At 64.3% G+C, this 18010-nt stretch carries 21 protein-coding genes and 1 riboswitch; of the genes, 3 read left to right on the top strand and 18 right to left on the bottom strand.

Features of this window, described 5'->3' with window-relative positions:
• Window positions 1-64: 64 nt before the first annotated feature.
• The 3 genes from K6L26_RS31900 to K6L26_RS23885 all read right to left on the bottom strand — a co-directional run bounded on the left by K6L26_RS31900 (window position 65) and on the right by K6L26_RS23885 (window position 2907).
• Window positions 65-1546 carry a serine/threonine-protein kinase gene (locus tag K6L26_RS31900; RefSeq protein WP_221851710.1) on the bottom strand — a complete coding sequence of 494 codons (1482 nt, stop codon included), beginning with the start codon at window positions 1544-1546 and terminating at the stop codon, window positions 65-67.
• Window positions 1547-1673: 127 nt separating this feature from the next.
• On the bottom strand, window positions 1674-1964 hold the full coding sequence (locus K6L26_RS23890; protein ID WP_221851708.1) for a hypothetical protein: 291 nt from the start codon (window positions 1962-1964) through the stop codon (window positions 1674-1676).
• Between the two features lie 52 nt (window positions 1965-2016).
• Window positions 2017-2907, bottom strand: a complete 891-nt coding sequence (locus K6L26_RS23885) for a YDG/SRA domain-containing protein (RefSeq protein WP_221851706.1) — start codon at window positions 2905-2907, stop codon at window positions 2017-2019.
• A 94-nt stretch (window positions 2908-3001) separates the two neighbouring features.
• On the opposite strand from K6L26_RS23885, the gene K6L26_RS23880 reads away from it, so the two are divergent.
• Window positions 3002-4003 carry an HNH endonuclease family protein gene (locus K6L26_RS23880; protein ID WP_221851705.1) on the top strand — a complete coding sequence of 334 codons (1002 nt, stop codon included), beginning with the start codon at window positions 3002-3004 and terminating at the stop codon, window positions 4001-4003.
• Entirely contained in the window at window positions 4000-4344 is a 345-nt protein-coding gene (locus K6L26_RS23875) for a nucleoside triphosphate pyrophosphohydrolase (RefSeq protein ID WP_221851703.1), read from the top strand. Before K6L26_RS23880 ends, K6L26_RS23875 begins: the two co-directional genes overlap by 4 nt.
• 220 nt (window positions 4345-4564) lie before the next feature.
• Here K6L26_RS23875 and K6L26_RS23870 read toward each other — a convergent pair whose 3' ends face one another.
• The 13 genes from K6L26_RS23870 to K6L26_RS23810 all read right to left on the bottom strand — a co-directional run bounded on the left by K6L26_RS23870 (window position 4565) and on the right by K6L26_RS23810 (window position 15142).
• The gene (locus K6L26_RS23870) at window positions 4565-4951 is read right to left on the bottom strand and encodes a hypothetical protein (RefSeq protein WP_221851701.1); all 387 of its coding nucleotides are present in this window, start codon (window positions 4949-4951) and stop codon (window positions 4565-4567) included.
• A gap of 29 nt (window positions 4952-4980) precedes the next feature.
• Window positions 4981-5090: riboswitch (SAM riboswitch) on the bottom strand.
• Between the two features lie 793 nt (window positions 5091-5883).
• Window positions 5884-7260: a hypothetical protein gene (locus K6L26_RS23865; protein ID WP_221851699.1), complete on the bottom strand. Its 1377-nt coding sequence runs from the start codon at window positions 7258-7260 to the stop codon at window positions 5884-5886.
• 48 nt (window positions 7261-7308) lie between these two features.
• A complete protein-coding gene (locus K6L26_RS23860) occupies window positions 7309-8220 on the bottom strand; it encodes a hypothetical protein (protein ID WP_221851698.1) in 912 nt (303 codons plus the stop codon).
• Window positions 8221-8611: 391 nt separating this feature from the next.
• Complete coding sequence (locus tag K6L26_RS23855) at window positions 8612-8884, bottom strand: hypothetical protein (RefSeq protein ID WP_221851696.1); 273 nt, start codon at window positions 8882-8884, stop codon at window positions 8612-8614.
• Window positions 8885-9157: 273 nt separating this feature from the next.
• Window positions 9158-9586, bottom strand: a complete 429-nt coding sequence (locus tag K6L26_RS23850; protein ID WP_221851694.1) for an NUMOD4 domain-containing protein — start codon at window positions 9584-9586, stop codon at window positions 9158-9160.
• Window positions 9587-9769: 183 nt separating this feature from the next.
• Window positions 9770-10300 (bottom strand): hypothetical protein, encoded by a 531-nt coding sequence (locus tag K6L26_RS23845; RefSeq protein ID WP_221851692.1) that lies wholly within the window; start codon window positions 10298-10300, stop codon window positions 9770-9772.
• Window positions 10301-10389: 89 nt separating this feature from the next.
• Window positions 10390-10542 carry a hypothetical protein gene (locus K6L26_RS23840; protein ID WP_221851690.1) on the bottom strand — a complete coding sequence of 51 codons (153 nt, stop codon included), beginning with the start codon at window positions 10540-10542 and terminating at the stop codon, window positions 10390-10392.
• A complete protein-coding gene (locus K6L26_RS23835; protein WP_221851688.1) occupies window positions 10542-10772 on the bottom strand; it encodes a hypothetical protein in 231 nt (76 codons plus the stop codon). Before K6L26_RS23835 ends, K6L26_RS23840 begins: the two co-directional genes overlap by 1 nt.
• Before the next feature lie 201 nt (window positions 10773-10973).
• Window positions 10974-12428, bottom strand: coding sequence for a recombinase family protein (locus tag K6L26_RS23830; RefSeq protein WP_221851686.1), 1455 nt, complete (start codon window positions 12426-12428; stop codon window positions 10974-10976).
• Window positions 12429-12447: 19 nt separating this feature from the next.
• Window positions 12448-13455 (bottom strand): C40 family peptidase, encoded by a 1008-nt coding sequence (locus K6L26_RS23825; RefSeq protein WP_221851684.1) that lies wholly within the window; start codon window positions 13453-13455, stop codon window positions 12448-12450.
• A 2-nt stretch (window positions 13456-13457) separates the two neighbouring features.
• Window positions 13458-13763: a hypothetical protein gene (locus tag K6L26_RS23820; protein WP_019345853.1), complete on the bottom strand. Its 306-nt coding sequence runs from the start codon at window positions 13761-13763 to the stop codon at window positions 13458-13460.
• A gap of 42 nt (window positions 13764-13805) precedes the next feature.
• Complete coding sequence (locus K6L26_RS23815; protein WP_019345852.1) at window positions 13806-14540, bottom strand: SDR family NAD(P)-dependent oxidoreductase; 735 nt, start codon at window positions 14538-14540, stop codon at window positions 13806-13808.
• Between the two features lie 20 nt (window positions 14541-14560).
• Window positions 14561-15142, bottom strand: coding sequence for a sigma-70 family RNA polymerase sigma factor (locus tag K6L26_RS23810; RefSeq protein ID WP_019345851.1), 582 nt, complete (start codon window positions 15140-15142; stop codon window positions 14561-14563).
• A gap of 144 nt (window positions 15143-15286) precedes the next feature.
• On the opposite strand from K6L26_RS23810, the gene upp reads away from it, so the two are divergent.
• Window positions 15287-15910: a uracil phosphoribosyltransferase gene (upp, locus tag K6L26_RS23805; protein WP_019345850.1), complete on the top strand. Its 624-nt coding sequence runs from the start codon at window positions 15287-15289 to the stop codon at window positions 15908-15910.
• Window positions 15911-15914: 4 nt separating this feature from the next.
• On the opposite strand, the gene K6L26_RS23800 is transcribed toward upp, so the two are convergent.
• Entirely contained in the window at window positions 15915-17531 is a 1617-nt protein-coding gene (locus tag K6L26_RS23800) for a phospho-sugar mutase (RefSeq protein WP_036388830.1), read from the bottom strand.
• The gene (locus K6L26_RS23795; RefSeq protein WP_036388829.1) at window positions 17528-17974 is read right to left on the bottom strand and encodes a MarR family winged helix-turn-helix transcriptional regulator; all 447 of its coding nucleotides are present in this window, start codon (window positions 17972-17974) and stop codon (window positions 17528-17530) included. The genes K6L26_RS23800 and K6L26_RS23795 overlap by 4 nt, the downstream gene beginning before the upstream one ends.
• Window positions 17975-18010 lie beyond the last annotated feature (36 nt).

The following is an 18010-nucleotide window of genomic DNA, read 5'->3' as shown; positions in this document are numbered from 1 at the left end:
TTTCAACCTTCAGCGTCTGAGGCCGTGCCACCCGGTGGGCCGGCCGGCGGACCCGGACGTCTTGTCAGGGAACGATGTCGTTGCACAGGGGATGTGGGCCGTCGGCGTTGCCCCCGGTGCCGATGTAGCCACCGCTGTTAATGCTGTACATGGCCTCCTTGCCGAGGAAGAAGGCGCTCTCGTCACTCAGGCCGTAGCGATTCATCAGCATGCGCTTGAGGTCGGTGGTGTAGTCGGCTCCACCCAAGACTGCCCTGCAGGCGAACGCGGCCTGCTCCGGCGTCCATTGACCACACTTGTCCAGTCGCTGCGGTGAACACCCAGGCCCATTGGGATTGGACGCAGGAGTTGTCACCTCTACCGAGGGTGTCGCTACCGGACTCGTCGGAGGGGCAGGCTCCGGCGCAGCAGAAGTCGGGACAGGAGGCGGTGCCGCTGTCGCCGCGGTCGGGGACGGAGTGGATGTGGTCGACGCATTGTTCGATGAGATGCCGGGGGTATTCGATTGCGAGTCTTGCCATGGCCGCCACAGCACCCCGACAACGCCGAGCAGTAGCAATACCGCCGCGACCGAGACGCCGATCAGCCACCGCCTGATGGAACTAGCAGATCTGGCCCGAGCAGCACCATCTGTTTTGGGAGTGGAACGGGACGTCCGGGCCGCTGGGGCGAGGATGGTTGAAGTTCCAGCATGTCCCGTAATTTTCTGGCCAGCGGATTCGGAGAGGGCATGGGCGAAGTCAGTACAGCCGACGAACCGATCATCAGGAATCTTGGCCAACGCGGCAGCGAGAACTGAGTCAAGTGAGCCGAGTTCGGGTCGAGCGTCAGCGAGGACGGGCGCTGGTGCATTGAGGTGTCGGCTGATGACCACGGCAGGGTTCGAGTTCGGGAAGAGCTGAGACCCGGTAAGCAGGTGGTAGGTAGTGGCGGCGAGGGCGTACTGGTCAGCCCTGCCATCCATTGGATCGCCCATGAGCTGCTCGGGTGCCGAATAGGCGACCGTGCCAACAGTCATGTTGGTAGTCGTGATGCCGCTCGTGTCATTGAGTGGTCGCGCGATACCGAAATCGGCGAGAAAAATGCTGGGGTCATCGGTATCTAGGTCGGCAACGATGATGTTGGCGGGCTTGACATCTCGGTGTAGTAAACCCTGCTTGTGGGCGTAGTCCAGTGCGCCGGCCACGGCGGTGACGATGGGCAGGACATGTCCGACCGGCATGCCTTGCGGGTAGCGCTGCTTGAGGAGATGGCTGAGGTCAGTGCCGTCGATGTACTCCATCGCGATCCACAGCTGCCCGTCGTGCTCGCCCCGGTCATGGATGCCGACAATGTGGGGATGGCGTAGTCCTGAGGCGAGGTCGGCTTCGCGGATGAACCTCTCCCGAAACGACTCATCCTGGGAGAACTCGGCGCGCAGGGCCTTTAGGGCCTCCTGGCGCGGGAGCCGGGGGTGCTGCACCACGTAGACCTCACCCATACCCCCGGAGCCGAGCAGTCGGAGCACGCGGTACCCGGCGAAGGTGTCCCCGATCGTCAGCGGCATGGGCGGATGCTAGCGACAGGCCCAGGTAGTTTGCACGACTTCAGGTAGCGGCGCGCCGACAGCAGAGCTGGGCTCAAGAGGGGCGTCGGATGCGAGGCGGTCGGGTCCGGCTGCAAGCGGCGGCCAGTCAGCCCTGATTCAGCCTCGAACGGGCCTTCCTGACGACCTCGTCGCTGAACAGGCCGGGATAGTTCAGGACAAGCTGTTCGCTGGTGAAGTCTGGGCGTGGCGGCGTCATGAGGTAGGCCAGGGTGACGAATCCGTCGGCTGGTGCGTCGGTATCGACAACCCGGCGGGTGGCCTCCACAGCCCCGTGCTGCTGCACGAGTTGGATGAAGCGGGCCGGACTGTAGCCCAGTCGCTTGGACTCTTCGATACCGCCCCACAGATCCTCTGCCAGGCCGTCAGGATCGGTCACGTGGTCATCACCTCTTTCCGAGACGTCCGGGTCGCAGCGAGCGTATGGCTTCTCACCCGATCTTGCCGGCGAAGCGCACCCGGTGGTAGGCCACGTGACCGGGGTCCGGTTTGTGCCCGCGCTTGAGAGTGAGCGTGCCTAACAGGCTGTCGTCGCTCGTGGCTCTGATCTGGAGGGTCTGGTCGATGTAGATCGCGCCGGTGTCGAATCGGACGTGGTCGTTCGGACATAGACATAGCAAGTTCTCCAGCACGTCTGGTCCGTGATGGGGAGTTCCCAAAGCACGGATGTGGGCCGCCTCTGCATAGGGACCGGCAGGCGTTTCGAGTTGAATGCCGCAAACCTGGCAGGTGTAGTCGTGGAGGTGCTTGACCTTCTCAGCGATCTTGGTGCTGCGGATAATCCGTTGAATCGTGGTTTGCACTCGGCCAGGTGGCTCCGCCGCAGACGGGTCGTCATCGCCTTCCGCAGTTTCTGCGGCGTCTATCTGGTCCTGGAGCGCGATCAGACGAAAGCGCCATATCTTGAACCCGTCAACGCCGGTTTCCTGCCAATACTCGTCGACCCTGAATAGCCCGTCGTAGCGGTACCCCCAGGACGGTGAATAGACCGGGTCACCTTCGAAGCCCCGGACGACCCGTACTGGGAGGCCATCGAGATGGCTGCGGGCCAACCCGAGATTGCCGACAGTCAGTTCTTGATCTTTGATCTGGCGCTTTGAGTTTGGGCCTTGACCGCCGTGGCCGGTGTAGATGATGACATCGCCGTTGTCCTGGTCGTCGACATAGCCACCGGACACGACGATGGACTCCGCACCGTCGGCGCCCCCGCAGATCCCGGCCTGAAGAGGCCGATGCACCCTGGCTTTGGACGCTGCGGCTCGGTCATCGAACAATGACCCCACCGGATACCCCGGGATGTGGCCGTACACGCGATCTGGCATGTCCCGGACCATAGCCGGGCCATGCGACACGAAACCCACGGGATTTGGTGTGCTCCTACCGGCATTGTCAGTTCACCACCCTATGGTGACGGGCGTGACCGCGGCTTCAACGTCCCCCGCAGACTTCCGCAGCATCGTGCTGCGCGGCCAGAATGTCGCGTCCTACAAGTTCGCGCTCGCCAAGTCAATCCTGACGTTGGCCGAGTCAGGGATCACCTCAGTGACTCTCGAAGACCTGGCGGTCCCGTTCAGCCGGGAGCTGTGCGAACATCTGACCGAGGTTGATACCCAGACGACTTCGCAGGGCAGCCGGTTCCTGGATGCCTGCCGCCACTTTAACGCGGGCCGCATCACCGAGGACGAGTTGATCACCACCACCGCGCTGCTGGGGTTCAACAACGTCATCGGCGCTTTCCACGTCGTGGACCGCTCCGATGTGAGCACCCGGTTCTTTACTGATGAACGTAATCAGTCCCTGAGGGGTATTCGCTTCACCGACGAGTTGCTCGGCCTGGCCGCCGACGCAGACACGAAGCAGCCGTTGGAGGCCGAGGCCGAATCGCGCTGGCGGCTGGTCGAGAGCACATGGCACGAGAAGCGATCGACCGGCTCGATTTTGCGAGTGGTCTACGACCGGCCCTCGGAGATGATCGTGCGCGGCATGCTTGGCCACCGCCGGTCGATCACCTGGGTGCGACCGGGTCTGAACGGATACCAGCGCAGTGCCTGCTTCTACTGCGGTGCGTCGGTGACACCGCTTCTCGGGCTTGAACATTCCGCCGATGTTGACCATTACTTTCCCCACTCCCTAATGGCCCGGGGCGTGTTCATCGACCTCGACGACATATGGAACCTTGTCTTAGCCTGCGCCACTTGCAACCGGGGACCGGCAGGCAAGTTCCATCGACTCCCGCACGGTGACTTCCTCGAACGACTCTGGACGCGCAACGAGATGCTGATCTCCAGCCACCACCCACTGCGTGAAGCGGTAATCGCGGTGACTGGCAAGACTCCAGAGGCCCGGCTTGCGTTCCTCGGGTCGGTTCAGACCCGCGCGATCGAATACGCACGGGGGGACTGGAGACCAGCAGGATGACAGAAGGCAAGCTTGTGAGAGATCTGATTCCCGAGTTGATCCGCCAGTCTGGACGAAACCCGAACGTGCGCCACATATCCGGCGACGATCTGGTCCGCGCTCTCGGAGCCAAGCTCATCGAAGAAGCTCAGGAAGCTGCCGCCGCACTCACGAACCGTGACGAACTCATCGAAGAGTTGGCCGACCTGAGCGAGGTCATCGCGGTGGTGATGAAAATTCGGGGTATCAACGTGCAGGAAGTTACTGATGCAGCCGCCGCTAAAGCCGGGCTTCGGGGACGGTTTGAGACCGGCGCATGGCTGATCAGCCCGGTCTCGGCTGGCGGTACAGATCACTCGTAGAGGTCTGCGACGTCAGCGAGACCCCGCTCCTCGACCTCGCACCTCCTCTTCTCCTCCCGGTGCCACGCCCACCGTCGGTGGATCTCTTCCCGACCCGGCTTGCCCCGATCGGCGGCGCCGGCCCGTCGATGCTGCGCGATATCGTCCGGATCGAGGGTGGCAGGCCAAAAGCCAAGTTCCCTTGCTAGTTCGGCGCGTAGGCGGCGATCCTCATCCGTACTCACTCCTGATCCTGGCCCTCCGCGGTCTCGTCTTCGGTGTCTACCTCTGCGTAACCGACCTCGTCGGTCCACCTGGCGAAGGTGACTGCGGCGCGATGGTCCGGTTCCAGGTCGCAAATGTCCTGCTCGAACTCTGCCTCGATCTCATCCGGGGTGAATACCTCGCCGTCGCTGATGCGCCGGAATGCAATCTCGGAACCAAGGCTGGTGTAGATGCCGACCAGAGACGCCTCGATGATGTACTCACGGATCGCGGCGTCGCCGTGGATGTCGTACTCCCGCTTCAATAGCTGCTCGTCGTCTAGCTCAACAATCTCTTCGCGAAGCGCTTCAACAAGCTCGTGCTCGATCCAAACGATGTCGGTGGTGGTGTCGCGGTATAGCACGGGCAAGCTCCCCAACTTTGGCCTCCGAAGAGGCGCTCTTCCGGACACCGGTCGGTGTACGGCGCTTCCTCATCCGGGCCACCCATGAACGTGGGGTTGGCGGACCGCTAGCCGGAGCTTGATGCGGCATCTCCTGAAGCTCATGGAGATCAACGGCATTCGGTCTGTCTACATTCCGGCGAGTCGTGCGGGCGGCCCTGCGGCATTGTGAGTGACGCATCAAAACGGTTAATGACGATTCACCCGGTACTTACTTGCGGCGGAGCGCGCCGAATAATCCCTGGTTAGGGGCAAGCTTCCCGCTCGAACTACCGATACGACACGGGATTGAAGCCTTCCGGGGGCTCGACATTTTCACTTCTTCTGTAGGACGACCTTCAACATTCCTGCAGCGCAGCAAGTTACTGTGCCACGTGCGCGCCGCGCGGCACCGTCGGTCCGCTCAGGTCGACTTCGCGAATTGTCGATGCAACACCTTCAATTTGATGCATGGCATGGTGCGTGATCGCCGCATCACTGGTCTGGCAATTCGCCCTCTATTCTCGCCTGCGAGGGCTTCCGCCGGAGCGAGGCTTAACGCAGTCAAGTGTGCTCTATGGGCAGCATGGGACGGATACCGTCGCCACAGGTTGGAATGCTGGGCAGGCGAGTCTGGATGCCGAGGCAGTCGCCGAAGAGGTCGCGAAGCGGCGATCGGTTCGCAACCGGATGGAGTCGAACAAACTGCCCGGTCGATCGTTCCAGGCGTGCGTACCATTTCGGCTGAGACCATTTTCCAGGTGCCGGCGACCCGCATGCCGGTCCGGACGGGCGCGTGTTCCACGGACGACCTACCAAATGCATCCCTCCATGACCAGAGCAGCGACAGCTGATGCGAGATGGACTGGCCGTGATCGGTTCCGGCGAATACCACCCCGCCGAAGGGGGCACCGCTAGGGGTCGGGGCCGTGCGGCTGCGCAAGTTCGCGTGTGTGTGCAAATACCTCTCTCGCATAGGTCTGGGGCAGGACATATAGCCCCTGTTCAGAGTGGTGTTTCCCCAAGTGGATAGGAGGGAGAGAGCAGAAGCGTTGAGAACTACTTGTAGAGGAAGTAACGGGCCTAGTGGACGAGAGGGTATGAGAGGCAAGGGCCTTGGTCATCAGGTCCTCCAGCAAGGGTGCATCCATGGCGGGGACGATGAAGCTGTCATGGACCACAAGTGGGCACCGTCCGGCCTGCTCGATCATGGCCCGCATGATTCTCACCGCGATGTCGGAGTCGGCCTTCATTAGCTCCGCACCGGCTCCTGTGCCGAAGAACTCCTTGACCCGGTAATGCTTGCGCTTGATGGCCGCAATGAGCCTCTCAGCGGCGGCCCGCAGCATCGAGGGGCTGCGATGGTCGAGGTCGTTGGCTGCACAGAGTTCTTCGTCGCTGCTGAGCACTCCGGTGATCGCGCCGATCTCAGTGCCATCGGCATTCAGTGAGATCAAGGTGGCGACCTTGGCCAGTTTGCGGCTGAAGCCCTCGACCTCGTACAGGTCGCCGGCGGGCATCGTCTTACCGGCGCGGGCGTAGACCAGGCGCATGTGGAGACTCTCGAAGTCCAGTTCGACCGTGTCGCACAACTCCCCGTCGACCAGCATCTTGATTTGAGCCCGCTTGTCCTTTGGCATCTGCTGATACGAGGAGCCCTGGTGGTAGAGACGTCCGCCCCGGCGGAAGGTCTGGTTGAAGATGCGTGTCGCGGGTGAGATGTAGAGCGCGCTGCCGTTGAGAAGGTACTGCTGGGCGGCCAGATGAGCGTTGATGGCCTTCAGCTCCTGGCGCATGCGGCGGATCTCGCCGGTGTCGGTGAATCCGATCGAGTTGCCGTCTTTGTCGCGCAGGACGATCTCGTCGCGCAGCATCGCGCCTTGGCGCGCGGTGAGGTCGACCAGATGGCCGACGATGTCCATCAGCTTCGGTGTGGCCCACATGATGGACTGCTTGCTGAGCCACCAGACGCCCTTGCGGCCTTCGGCGTACCCATGCGCGATCAGCCAGTCGACCGCTGAGACCACCTTGCGGTAGGTCATCATTTCGTCGTCCTCGTAAGCATCGAGGAAGGAGTAGTTGCGCTGTGAGCGTGAGTAGCGCAGCTCTGTGGCGGAGGTGCGCTGCTCGGCCACCAGGGAACAGGCGATGAAGGCGACGGGGAGTTGCTGGGGGACCGCCAGTCCCATCGCCTGGGCTACAGCGTGGAGCTGCCCGGTGCTCCAGCCGTTGCGTAGCGGATTGTGCCGACCGTTGAATCCGGCGGCTATGACGAAAAGAGAACGACTCACAGCGGCACGCCGAGCCGGAGGGTTGCCCGTCGAAGCTCCATCCTCCTCTCACCCGTGCCTGTCCAGCCGGCCCCGCAGATTCGCGACCTGAGGGTCGGAGTCCTCGATAGGCGCTGAGTCGGGGCGGCGAAACACCTTCTCCGCACGCACCGCAGTGATGGTGGAGACCGTGCCACGGGGAAACTCGTTGACGGCTCCATCGCCCATCAAGAACCGGTTGTGCTCCCATGCGTCTTCCGAGGTCTCCCGGGGTTCGACACGCTTCTGGGCAATGACCGTTCTGCCGTCGCTGTAGGTGTTGTCGGCCCAGTCATACGTGTTATCGGGAGTGTTCCGGTCACGCACCGCATATAAGGTTCCGGAGTAGAGCGCCTCCCACGCCCCGACCAGACTCATCTGCAAGCTGAGCGACTCATCCGGGTCCAGTCGCCCAGTACCTGCCAATTCAGCGAGGCGATACTGTGCCACCGCGAGATGACGCGTGCCCTCTGCAAAGCCATGCTTCGCGTGATCGGCGATGTTCTGTACGTCGGCATTAAGCGGCGGCCTCTTCGAAGTGCCGACGCCACTGGCAGATTCGTCGAACCCGCCCGTCCACGCAATGTGCCACGGTTCGTCCCCGCTGCAGAACCCCGCCGGGTCCGCGATCATCAGCCTCACCGGCCATTGACTGAAGAGAGTCTGAACGATTTTGATGTACTGCTCACTGGTCGGTCCATACAGCGCAGTGCCTTCGTGGACCTGTGGCTGCCTGATGTGCTGACCGGTGAGCATTTCGTCTCCTGAGAGAGCGACGCCGTGCGCCTCCAGGAACCTGTTCATCTCCTGGAACTCGATGTGGCTGTTGTCGGCGATCCGGGCTGCCAGTGCATCGACGACGTTGGAGTCGGGCGACCCCATCGCAAAGTGATGGCGGGTCACATCCTCACGAGGGGCCAGGGCGTTTCTGTCGATCTTCATTCTCAATACCAACTTTCTCGCGCACGTTCGCACGTCACGCGGTTATGCTCCGAACCCCTTGTCGGCTCGGAAGTCTGGGGGCACGTGGTCAGCGTCGCCGTCGACCACCGACTGGCGGGGCGCTTCGTGGCCGCAACGCCCGCACCCAGCGATTGGCGTGCGCGATGCCACGGAAGTCGCGGTGATACCGGATCTTGTCGCCCCGGTTGATCCAGCGACCGCACCTCCCGCAGAGACCGCGGTATTGGCGCTGAATGGCTCTGTAGGGGTGAGGGCGATCTCCACCGCCATGAGTGCGCCAATGACCCGTTGCAGCAGAGCGTGATTCGGGGTGACCCGCTGCGCGGGTGCGCTATTCGGAATGCCGGCAGGGGCCCCTCGTGTTGCTCTGTCACCAGGACCACCGCTTGGAAATCTCGCCCAGTTCGGTGAACGTGACCGTCAATTGTCCCTTAACCGCTGTCTGGGTGGTCCTCTCGCCGACTCCGGAGGTGGTAGAGATCTGGAGCATGGTGATCGCCTTGCCCGGGTTCTTCTGGACCAGCTGGCCGATGGTGTAGAGCACCGTGAAGGTCGAGGGCTTGAACTGGCCCAGGGGCTCGTCGAGGACCGTCTGGATCGCCCGGGCGTAAGGGTTCTGCTGAATCTTATTGACTGGTAGCATTGAACCGCTTTCATTGGATGGAAAGGCCTGCGGGCAAATACATCTGGGTGAAGCTCCTCTTTGGGTGGAGGTTTCGAGGCCCCCGACTTCGCGGTCGGGGGCCTCGTTCGTGTCAAAGGGTGGTCTGACGGTGACCTTCCGTCGCTTCCCGGGTTTCCTCGACGGTAGGCAACGGGCCTGCCGCACCAAGACGGCCCCGATGCTCGTTGCTACAGGGATGACCAAGACGATCAACCGGATCTGGCTCGTGCGTGACGTTCTCGATGGAGGTGATCATGCCGTGCCCTTGCGTCGATCCGTGAAGTCATAGCCTCCGTTGCGCCTACGGTCGGCGACGTTGTTCTCCGGCCAGTCCCAGCGCAGGTTCGCCAACGTGTTGTTGGTGTTGGTGTCATCCCAGTGGCAGGCCTGTTGACCTGGAGGGCATTTGCCCCTGTGCGCCATCAGGACCAGCCGATGGACCGTGTATGTCTGGCCCACGCCGTTGCGGCTCAGACGTACCCGTAGATAACCCCCGGGGTAGTCCGAGGACTGGGCGATGATTTGCTCCCGCAAATTGCGAGTCAACATACCGCCGCAACGACTACTCCTCAGACAAATTGTGCGGCGCACCGCCTTGATCCGCCCCCACGTCGATGCGGCGTAGTAACCCTCATAGCCGGGAATTGGCTTCCAAATCTCGTTGTCCTCAATGGTGCTCATTCGGGTTGCTCCAAACCTTTTGGGTGGTTTGGGCACTTTGCCCGTGTCTCGCAACGGAACTGTCCGCTGACGTGATGCGCCAATGGCGCACGCCGAGGGCGCCGGCGATCGAGGCACTTTCCTCGATCACCCATGACCGGTTCGTCCTTCTGGGCGACCGACTGGCGTCCGCGGTGTACCCCATCAGAGGTTGTGCCGCTCCAGGCGCTGCTTCAGCGCGCTGAAGGTGATGCTGGCTTCGTCGCGCTGGGCCTGCTCGATGAAGTCGGCAGCGTCCAGCAGCATCTGGGCGATCTGACGGGCCTCGGTCGGGTCGAGGTGCCGACGCGAGTAGTCGTCAGGCGCGTCGCCACCTTCGTTGAGGAAGTCGATCCAACGCTCGATCCGACCGTCCGGGAACTGGTTGCCCCAGATCTGGACCTGAGTCGAGTTGACGTCTTCCTCGCCGACGATCACGCGGTCGTTCCAGAACTGCCGGAACCAGCCGCCCATATCGACCTCGTTGGAGGCCGAGTTCATGTGCACGGCACCGGCGGGGCGGCGGAGATGCCCGAAGAAGATCCGGGTGCCGTGGTTCTCCACGGCCCTCCACTGGGCATCCCGGGCCAGTTCGTCGGCGCTGAGTTTGTGCTCCAGGCGCTCGAACTGAGCGATCTCGTCTTCGGTCAGATCGGCGGAGAAGTTGCGCCAGTTAGACGCGGTGGTCGTGCTCATGGTAGTGGTGACTCCTTCTGGTTGGGGGTGTTGGTCTGCCCGAAGGCAGGTTGGTATCCACCGCCACATCAGGGCGGTGAAGCTGGGGATTATGCGGAGATCGATGCCTTGCGCTCTGAATGCCTCGACGCCAGCGAGGTCAAAAGATGAGCCTGCTGACTCGTCAGCGCCGGGGCGGCATCTGCCAGTTCCTTGGCACGCGCACGAATGTCGGCAATGGTCTCGGCGCTGAGGGCAGCCATCAGGCCACCGCCGCCTGGGTCTGGTGCTCGTCCAGCAGAGCGTCGACCCGTGCGCGAAGATCTGCCGTCAGCGGGACGCGAGGCTTGTCCAGGAGCTGGCCGATCTTGTGCACAACAAATGCCTCGTGCATGCGCTGGCGCGCTGCAACGAGGACAGGATCGTCCGGTGCGTGATGACGGCTCAGCTGAGCGGCTTCAGCACGAGCCCGAACGTACGGGTTAGTCCCCACGGTCTGACCTCTCGGTCAGCGCCAGCACAAGGCTGTGAGTGTATGGGGTGTGTGAATGAGATCACTCTGGCGTTACAGCAATCTCAGTCAGGCAAGAATAAGACTGGCGAGCGAAGCCTGTCAACCTGTATTCCGGAGCGGAATATCTTGGGAGACAGTGACTTTAGGTACTCTGTAGGCCGATCGTTAGTCGGCTATGGGTTAAATGTCGTCGCCGACCAGCCATTCGATCTCAATGTCCCGCGAGTCGAAGCGGTAGTTGTTGCCGAACTTGGCCTTGTTGACCCTGACTAACAGAAGCGTGCGGATGACGGTGCGCTTCTCGATGAGCGTGAACTGCTCCCACTTGTCCCGGACGTCGGAGTCCATGAGCTGGCCTACCAGTGGCGTGGCGATCTCGGCGCGAGCCTTGGACTCCGCTTCCTCGATCTGCGGCTTCAGCTTGTTCTCGATGGAAGCCAGCGCGGCAGGGGAGACCTCACCGTTGGCGGCTGACTCGACGAAGGCGGCAAGACGCTTGCGCAACGTGTCGGCCTTCTCCAGTGCCTGGGCGATGTCGGCGTCGCCGGACTTGGCGAACAGTTCGGCAGCGTCAGGACGCTCCAGGCGGTTCAGGATGGTCTCGGTGACAAGAAGCTCGACGGCATCCGCACGGCGGGATGTGCACATCTTGCGGCCTCCGCACCGGTATCGGGCAGAGGGGCCGGGATTGCTTGGCGGGTTGAAGTAGCGCATGCCTTCACCGCAGACGCCGCACTTGATGACGCCACTCAGCAGATGCTTGGGCTCATGTCCGCGATGTGTGGTAACGAGGCGGGCCGGGTCGGAGAAGATGGCCAAGATGCGCTCGTGCTGCTCTGGGGTGATGTAGGGCGGCCAGTTGCCTTTCACGCGCTCGCCCTTGTCGTCGATGACCGGCTTGCCCTGATGCGTCCGCCAGCCCGCATAACTGGGTGAGGAGATCGTGCGACGGAGCGATTGAGGCTTCCATTCTTTGCGCGCGTTCTTCTGCAGCTTCGGTGTCCCGATCCCGCGATTCTCGAAGTCGCGGACGATCGCCCACACCGACTCGCCAGCCAGCACTCGCGCGAAGACCTCGGTGACGATGCCCTCTTCGTTCGGATCCTTGACCCAGCCGGTCGTACGTCCGGTGGTCGGGTCGAACTGTCGCCGGTATCCCCAAGCAGGTCGCCCACCGGGCAATCCCTTCATGGCAGCTGCCTTCTTTCCTCGGAGGACGCGGTCACGGATCATGTCGGCCTCTCGCTCGGCCAGGAGCGCGTCTAGTCCGGTGGTGAAGCGGTCGTCACCCTTGGACAGGTCGTAGAGCCTGCCGGAGTAGGACCAGAAGACCTGACGCTCTTCGCAGAGGTTGCGCAGTGTCACGTATGCGGAGAGGTCACGTTGCGCGCGGCTGGCCTCCCAGGTGACCAGGACCTGGACATCGTCAGCACCGAGCATTTCGGAGAGCTTCTTGTATTCGGGCCGGCACTTGGTCGACCACCGTGAGGCACCGCGATCGTTGTCGACGAGGACGTCGACCACCTCCCAGCCGTTGCGCGCGCACATCGCGCGGCACTCCTCTTCTTGCGATTCAACCGATCGGAACTCGCCGGTCTGGTCGCTGGAAACACGGGTGTAGATCACTGCGCGCATGTGAGTAGTATAGGGACGGTTATTGAGCACTAGCTTCGATCATGGTTTTCGGCCCGACGATCATCGCGACGTGCCCGTCCCACACCGCCAGATCACCTGGCCGCAATGTTGCGGGTGACACTGCTTTGCCGATGTCCTGCTCCTGCGCCAGCCTGGGTATGTCGAGCCCGGCTTCGTGGTAGGCCCACTGGGTCAGGCCGCTGCAGTCCAGGCCGACGCCCGGCGTGGTACCGCCCCACCGGTATGGCACGCCCAGCTGGGTCAGGGCATGGCGGACTGCGCTGGCCGCCACGGCATTGGGTGCCACGGCCGTGCTGCCGTCGGGTAACCGCAGAGCCACGCCGTCGCCGAACATGCCCGGGTCACGCAGTCCGACCGGCGCGTCAGAGCGGTCGGCACCCAGCAAGGGGGCCGGAGTCGCTGTGAAGCCGCCGGAGCCGGAGCCGGAGCCGGAGCCGGAGGAGAAGCCTGCCGAGCGCGGATACATCCCGGCCGGGGATGGCGATGCGGGAGCGGTGGCCGCCGGAGCCGGGGCGGCGCCGGCGACCGCGCCGGCGTGCCGGTCCAGTTCGGCACCCAGTTGGTCGACGACGGCCGACGCCTCGGTGATCGCACGCTGCGCTTCGCTCTGCAGCTCCTGGGCCACCCCGGGTTCATCGAGGTGCGGAGCCAATGCGGCGGCGCGCTGCTCGAAGCGGTCGATGATCGCCTGCAGTCGGATTCTGGCCTGGGCCACAGCCGAACCCGCCTCCCGGGCGGCCGTACCCAGGCCCCGCGCCCGTTCGGCCAGGCCGGCGACCTCGGCCGCGGCGTCGGAGGCGAAGTCCGAGGCCGCCGTCGCCGAGACGCCCGACCAATCACCGGCGGCCCGGTCCCACGACCGCCCGAGCGCGGCCGCGATGTCCGAAAGAGCACCGTGGGCACCGTCCATCGCGACGGCGGCCGGATTGTGGTCCGGCCAGCCGCTGCCGACGAGATCCCGCAGTTGGTAGAGCGGCGCGGCCAACGCGACCGTGGACGCAGGCACGGCTACATCCGCGGCAACAGCGCAGCGGCCCGCTGACCTGCGGAGTCGTAATCCACGGCGGTACATCGAGCGCTGACGGCGCCGGCCCCGGCGTGTACCGCGAGCGCCGCGACCGCGTCACTGTGTGCACTTACGGCCTCGACGAAGGCGGCTGTGAACCGGTCGCCGATCGGACCGAGCGCGGCCCCCGGCGACGGCATCGACCGCAGCGTGGCGGCCACGGTGAGCAGGTCGGCGGCGTGCGCGTCGAGGGCGTCGCCAAGCGCGCGGATGGCCGCCAGGTCGGCGCGCAGGTTTTCGGCGGGCATGTGGTTAGGACGCCGGCCGACGCCGATCGGTTCCACCGTGTTTCAGATCGCGGTACCGCCGCCGTCGACATGCAGCGTCGAGCCGGTGATGAACGCGGCGCGCGGCGAGGAAAGGAACAGCACCGCGTGAGCGATCTCTTCGGGGGTCGCCGTGCGGCCCAGCGGCAGTGCCCGGCCGAGTTCCTCGTTCGTGTCGCCCCATTGGGCCTCGACGCCTTCGGTGCGGGTCGGCCCCGGCGCCACACTGTTGACCCGCACACCGCCGGAACCGAATTCGGCGGCCCAGGTCCGGGTCAGTGATTCAACGGCCGCCTTGGAAGCGCTGTAGGCCGAGGCGCCCGGCACCCCTTTCGACGCGACCATCGAAGTGACGTTCACGATGCTGCCGCGGCCGCGTTCGAGCATGCCGCCCACCAGTTGGGCCACCAGGAAATAGGTGCCGCGTACGTTGGTGTCGAAGGTCTGCTCGAACGAGGCGACATCCTGCTCCACGGTGAGCGCACCCGGAAAAGCGGCGGCGTTGTTCACCAGGATGTCGAGCTGATCACATTGTCGGGCAAGGGATTGCACTGAATCGAGGTCGGCAAGGTCGGCACTGACGAAACGGACGTTCGCACCGAGTGCGGCGGCGGCGTTACGGCCCCGCTGTTCGTCTCTTCCGGTGATGGTCACGGCCGCGCCCGCACGTGCGAGCAGGCCGGCACATGCCAATCCGATGCCGGCAGTGCCGCCGGTCACCAGCGCGCGGTAGCCCTTGAGTTCATCTGTCGATTCCATTGTGTCCTTCCGTTGATTCGTCATGCGACACATCGGGTGTCGCCACCGTCGCCGAGAGCTGCCCTCAGGCGTTCGCGACTACGCGCGATGCGTGACATGACGGTTCCCAGCGGGATTTCCATGCGCGCCGCGGTTTCGGCGTAGGTCAAACCTTCGATGTCGGAGTAGTACAAGACCGTTCGGAAACCCTCTGGCAACGTCAGCACCGCGTCGCGGATCCTGCTGTCGCAGAACATGTCGAGCGCACGGTCTTCGGCTGAGCGCTCGGCAGTCGCGGAATGATGTGCGCTGCTGAGCATGTCACTGTCGGTGAAGTCGGGGACCGCGAACGCATCCGGGCGGCGGAGCTTCGTTCGGTGGGTACTGATCCACCGGTTGTGCAGGATACGGAACAGCCAGGCTCGCAGGTTGGTGCCCGGCTCGAACCGGCGGAAACCGGTGTAGGCGTTCATCAGTGTGTCCTGAACCAGATCTTCGGCATCGGCATGGCTGTGGGTGAGCCGCCGCGCGGTGCGCAACAGGGTGGGATGGAACGGCATCGCCTCCCGGACGAACCGGGCCGCCAATTGTGCGTCAGACTCGACGTCCACGCTCACGGTCATCGGACGGCCACGACAGTCATGATCAGATCTCCAGAGCTAGGGACGAGTACGAACGCCCTCTCAGCCTGGTTCGACGGCACCTGATTGCGGACCCTTGAAAACCCGTAGTCCGTGGTGCGTGGCGCCGACCGTTAAGGTCAGCGCATGGATGTACGCGTCGTCGACCACCCCCTGGCCGCCGCGCGGCTGACCACCCTCCGGGATGAGCGGACCGACAACGCTGGGTTTCGTGCCGCGCTGCGTGACTTGACCCTGATGCTGGTGTACGAGGCCACCCGGGACGCGGAGTCCGAGCAGATCGCGGTGCGTACCCCGGTCACCGAGACCACCGGTTCGCGGTTGGCCAATCCGCCGTTGCTGGTGCCGGTGCTACGGGCCGGGCTTGGGATGGTCGATCAGGCCCATGCCCTGATCCCGGAGGCACAGGTCGGTTTCGTCGGGATGGCGCGTGACGAGACGACGCATCAACCGACTCCGTACCTGGCGTCGCTGCCCGACGATCTGAGCGCGCGGTCGGTGTTCGTGCTCGACCCCATGTTGGCGACCGGCGGGTCCATGGCCTACACCATCGACTTGTTGAAGGAACGCAACGCGGTCGACATCACCGCGGTCTGTGTGGTGTGTGCGCCGCAGGGGATCGCCGCGATCGAGAAGGTCGCCCCCGGTATGCGGCTGGTCACCGCGACCATCGACGAGGGTCTCAACGAGATCGCTTACATCGTCCCGGGTCTCGGGGACGCCGGGGATCGTCAGTTCGGCCCGCGCTGAGGCGCTACCAGCGCGCCGCGGTGTCGGCCAGGTCCTGGCTGAGTTTCTGGGCATGAGCCCGGGCCGTGTTCAGGTCATCGGTCGGTGCGCAGCGGACTTCGGTGTAGGACTTGAGTTTCGGTTCGGTTCCCGACGGGCGCACGACCACCCGCACCGAGGTGTCACCGTCGCGGCCGGTGAAGATCAGGGCGTCGGTGTGCTGCTGTCCGTCTCGCTGCAACAGGTCCTCCACGGTGACAGCGATGCCGGCCAGTTCGGCCGGCGGGGCTGCGCGCAACCGGTCCATGGCTGCCGCGGCGTCATCGACGTGGCGGGTGTGCGCTCCCGTCACGTGCACGCCGTGGACCTTGGCCAGATCGTCGAGGGCGTCGAGTAGGGTGCGGCCCTGGTCGCGCAGCGCAGCGACCAGGTCGGCAGCCAGGATCGCGGCGCTGATCCCGTCCTTGTCGCGAACCGAGGCCGGGTCGACGCAATGGCCGATCGCCTCCTCGTAGGCATAGACCAGGGTGTTGCCGGGGGTCTGGGCACGGGCCAGCCACTTGAACCCGGTGAGGGTTTCGGCGTGCTGGGCACCGTGTGCTGCCGCGATCGATGCCAGCATTCGCGAAGAGACGACGGTACTGGCCACCAACGCGGCTTCGCTGACCGGACCCGGCTCAAGCTGGGACAAGATGTAATCGCCGAGTAGCCAACCCGTTTCGTCGCCGGTGAGCATGCGCCACCCATCGGGTCCGGGTACGCCGACGGCGCACCGATCGGCATCGGGGTCCAGCGCGATCGCGATCTCGGCGTCGACGTCGTCGGCCAGGGCGAGGAGCGCGTCCACGGCGCCGGGCTCCTCGGGGTTGGGGAAGCTGACGGTGGGGAAGTCCGGGTCCGGGTTGAACTGTTCCTCGACCACATGGACATCGTCGAACCCGGCCAGGGCGAGGGCGTCAAGGGCGTACTCTCCGCCGACGCCATGTAGCGGAGTAAGTGCGATCCGCACCGAACCGGTGGTGCGGCGTACCCGCGCGGCGCGTTCGAGGTAGCCGTAAACCTGGCGAAGGCCGCCGGTTTGCACTGCCGCCCTGGGAATCTCGTCGGCGTGCGGGGCACGGGTCAATGCCGCCTCGATCTCGCGATCGGTAGGGGAGATGATCTGCATGCCGCCGTCGAGAAAGACCTTGTAGCCGTTGTCCGAGGGCGGATTGTGCGATGCGGTGATCTGGACTCCGGCCACAGCGGGCAGGTGCCGGACGGTGTAGGCGACCACCGGTGTCGGCACGGAAGCCATCATGAGAAGGACCTGAAATCCCGCCGCGGCGAGGACTTCAGCGGCCGCCAAGGCGAATTCGTCGGAGCTGTGGCGAGCGTCGCGGCCCACCACCACATGTGAGCCGCCCAGGCCTCTGTCCTTGAGAACCTGCGCCAGTGCCCATGTGGTGCGCACGACGACGGCCAGGTTCATCGCATCGGGCCCGCCCCGTAACGGGCCCCGCAACCCGGCGGTGCCGAACGTCAGCGGACGGCTGAATCGACGATCGAGCTCGTCGGGACTGCAGGCGGACAGTTCGGCAGCAGTCTGCGGGTCGGGGTCGTGTGCGATCCAATCTGCGGCGGCGGTCGCGACGGAGGTCATGATCCAAGTGTGCCCGCAGCGGCGTCCGAGTACGCAAGCTTGCGCAGGACTGGTGCCACCAGCATCAACAGGTCGAACTCCAGGTCTGTCAGGTTCTCCCGCATGGTGGCGTGCAGCCACGCGTCTCGCTCGGCACGGTCGGCCTGCAGTAATGCGGCACCGGCAGCGGTGATCTCGATGAGCTGACGGCGGCGGTCGGTGTCGTCCGGGCGGCGGGCGATCAAGCCGCGGCGGACGAGTTCATTGATGCTGTCGGTCAGCGACTGTGCCCGCACGTGCAACCTGGCGCCCATCTCGGCAGGCGTGGTGGTGCCGCTGCGACTGGCCTCCCCGAGCAGTTCCAGCTGGCTCAACGTCAGACCGTGATCCGGCCGGTGCCGCCGCATCTGCCGGGCCACCGCCATCATCGCCTCACGTAGTTCTGTCGCCGACGTCGCAGCCATAAAGAAGTTATACCTTGGTATTAGATCCGCTGCTCG

The organism is Mycobacterium farcinogenes (assembly GCF_019739075.1).
Lineage (GTDB): Bacteria > Actinomycetota > Actinomycetes > Mycobacteriales > Mycobacteriaceae > Mycobacterium > Mycobacterium senegalense.
Note: the sequence above shows the minus strand (reverse complement) of the source record. Positions and strands in the feature narration are given on the sequence as shown.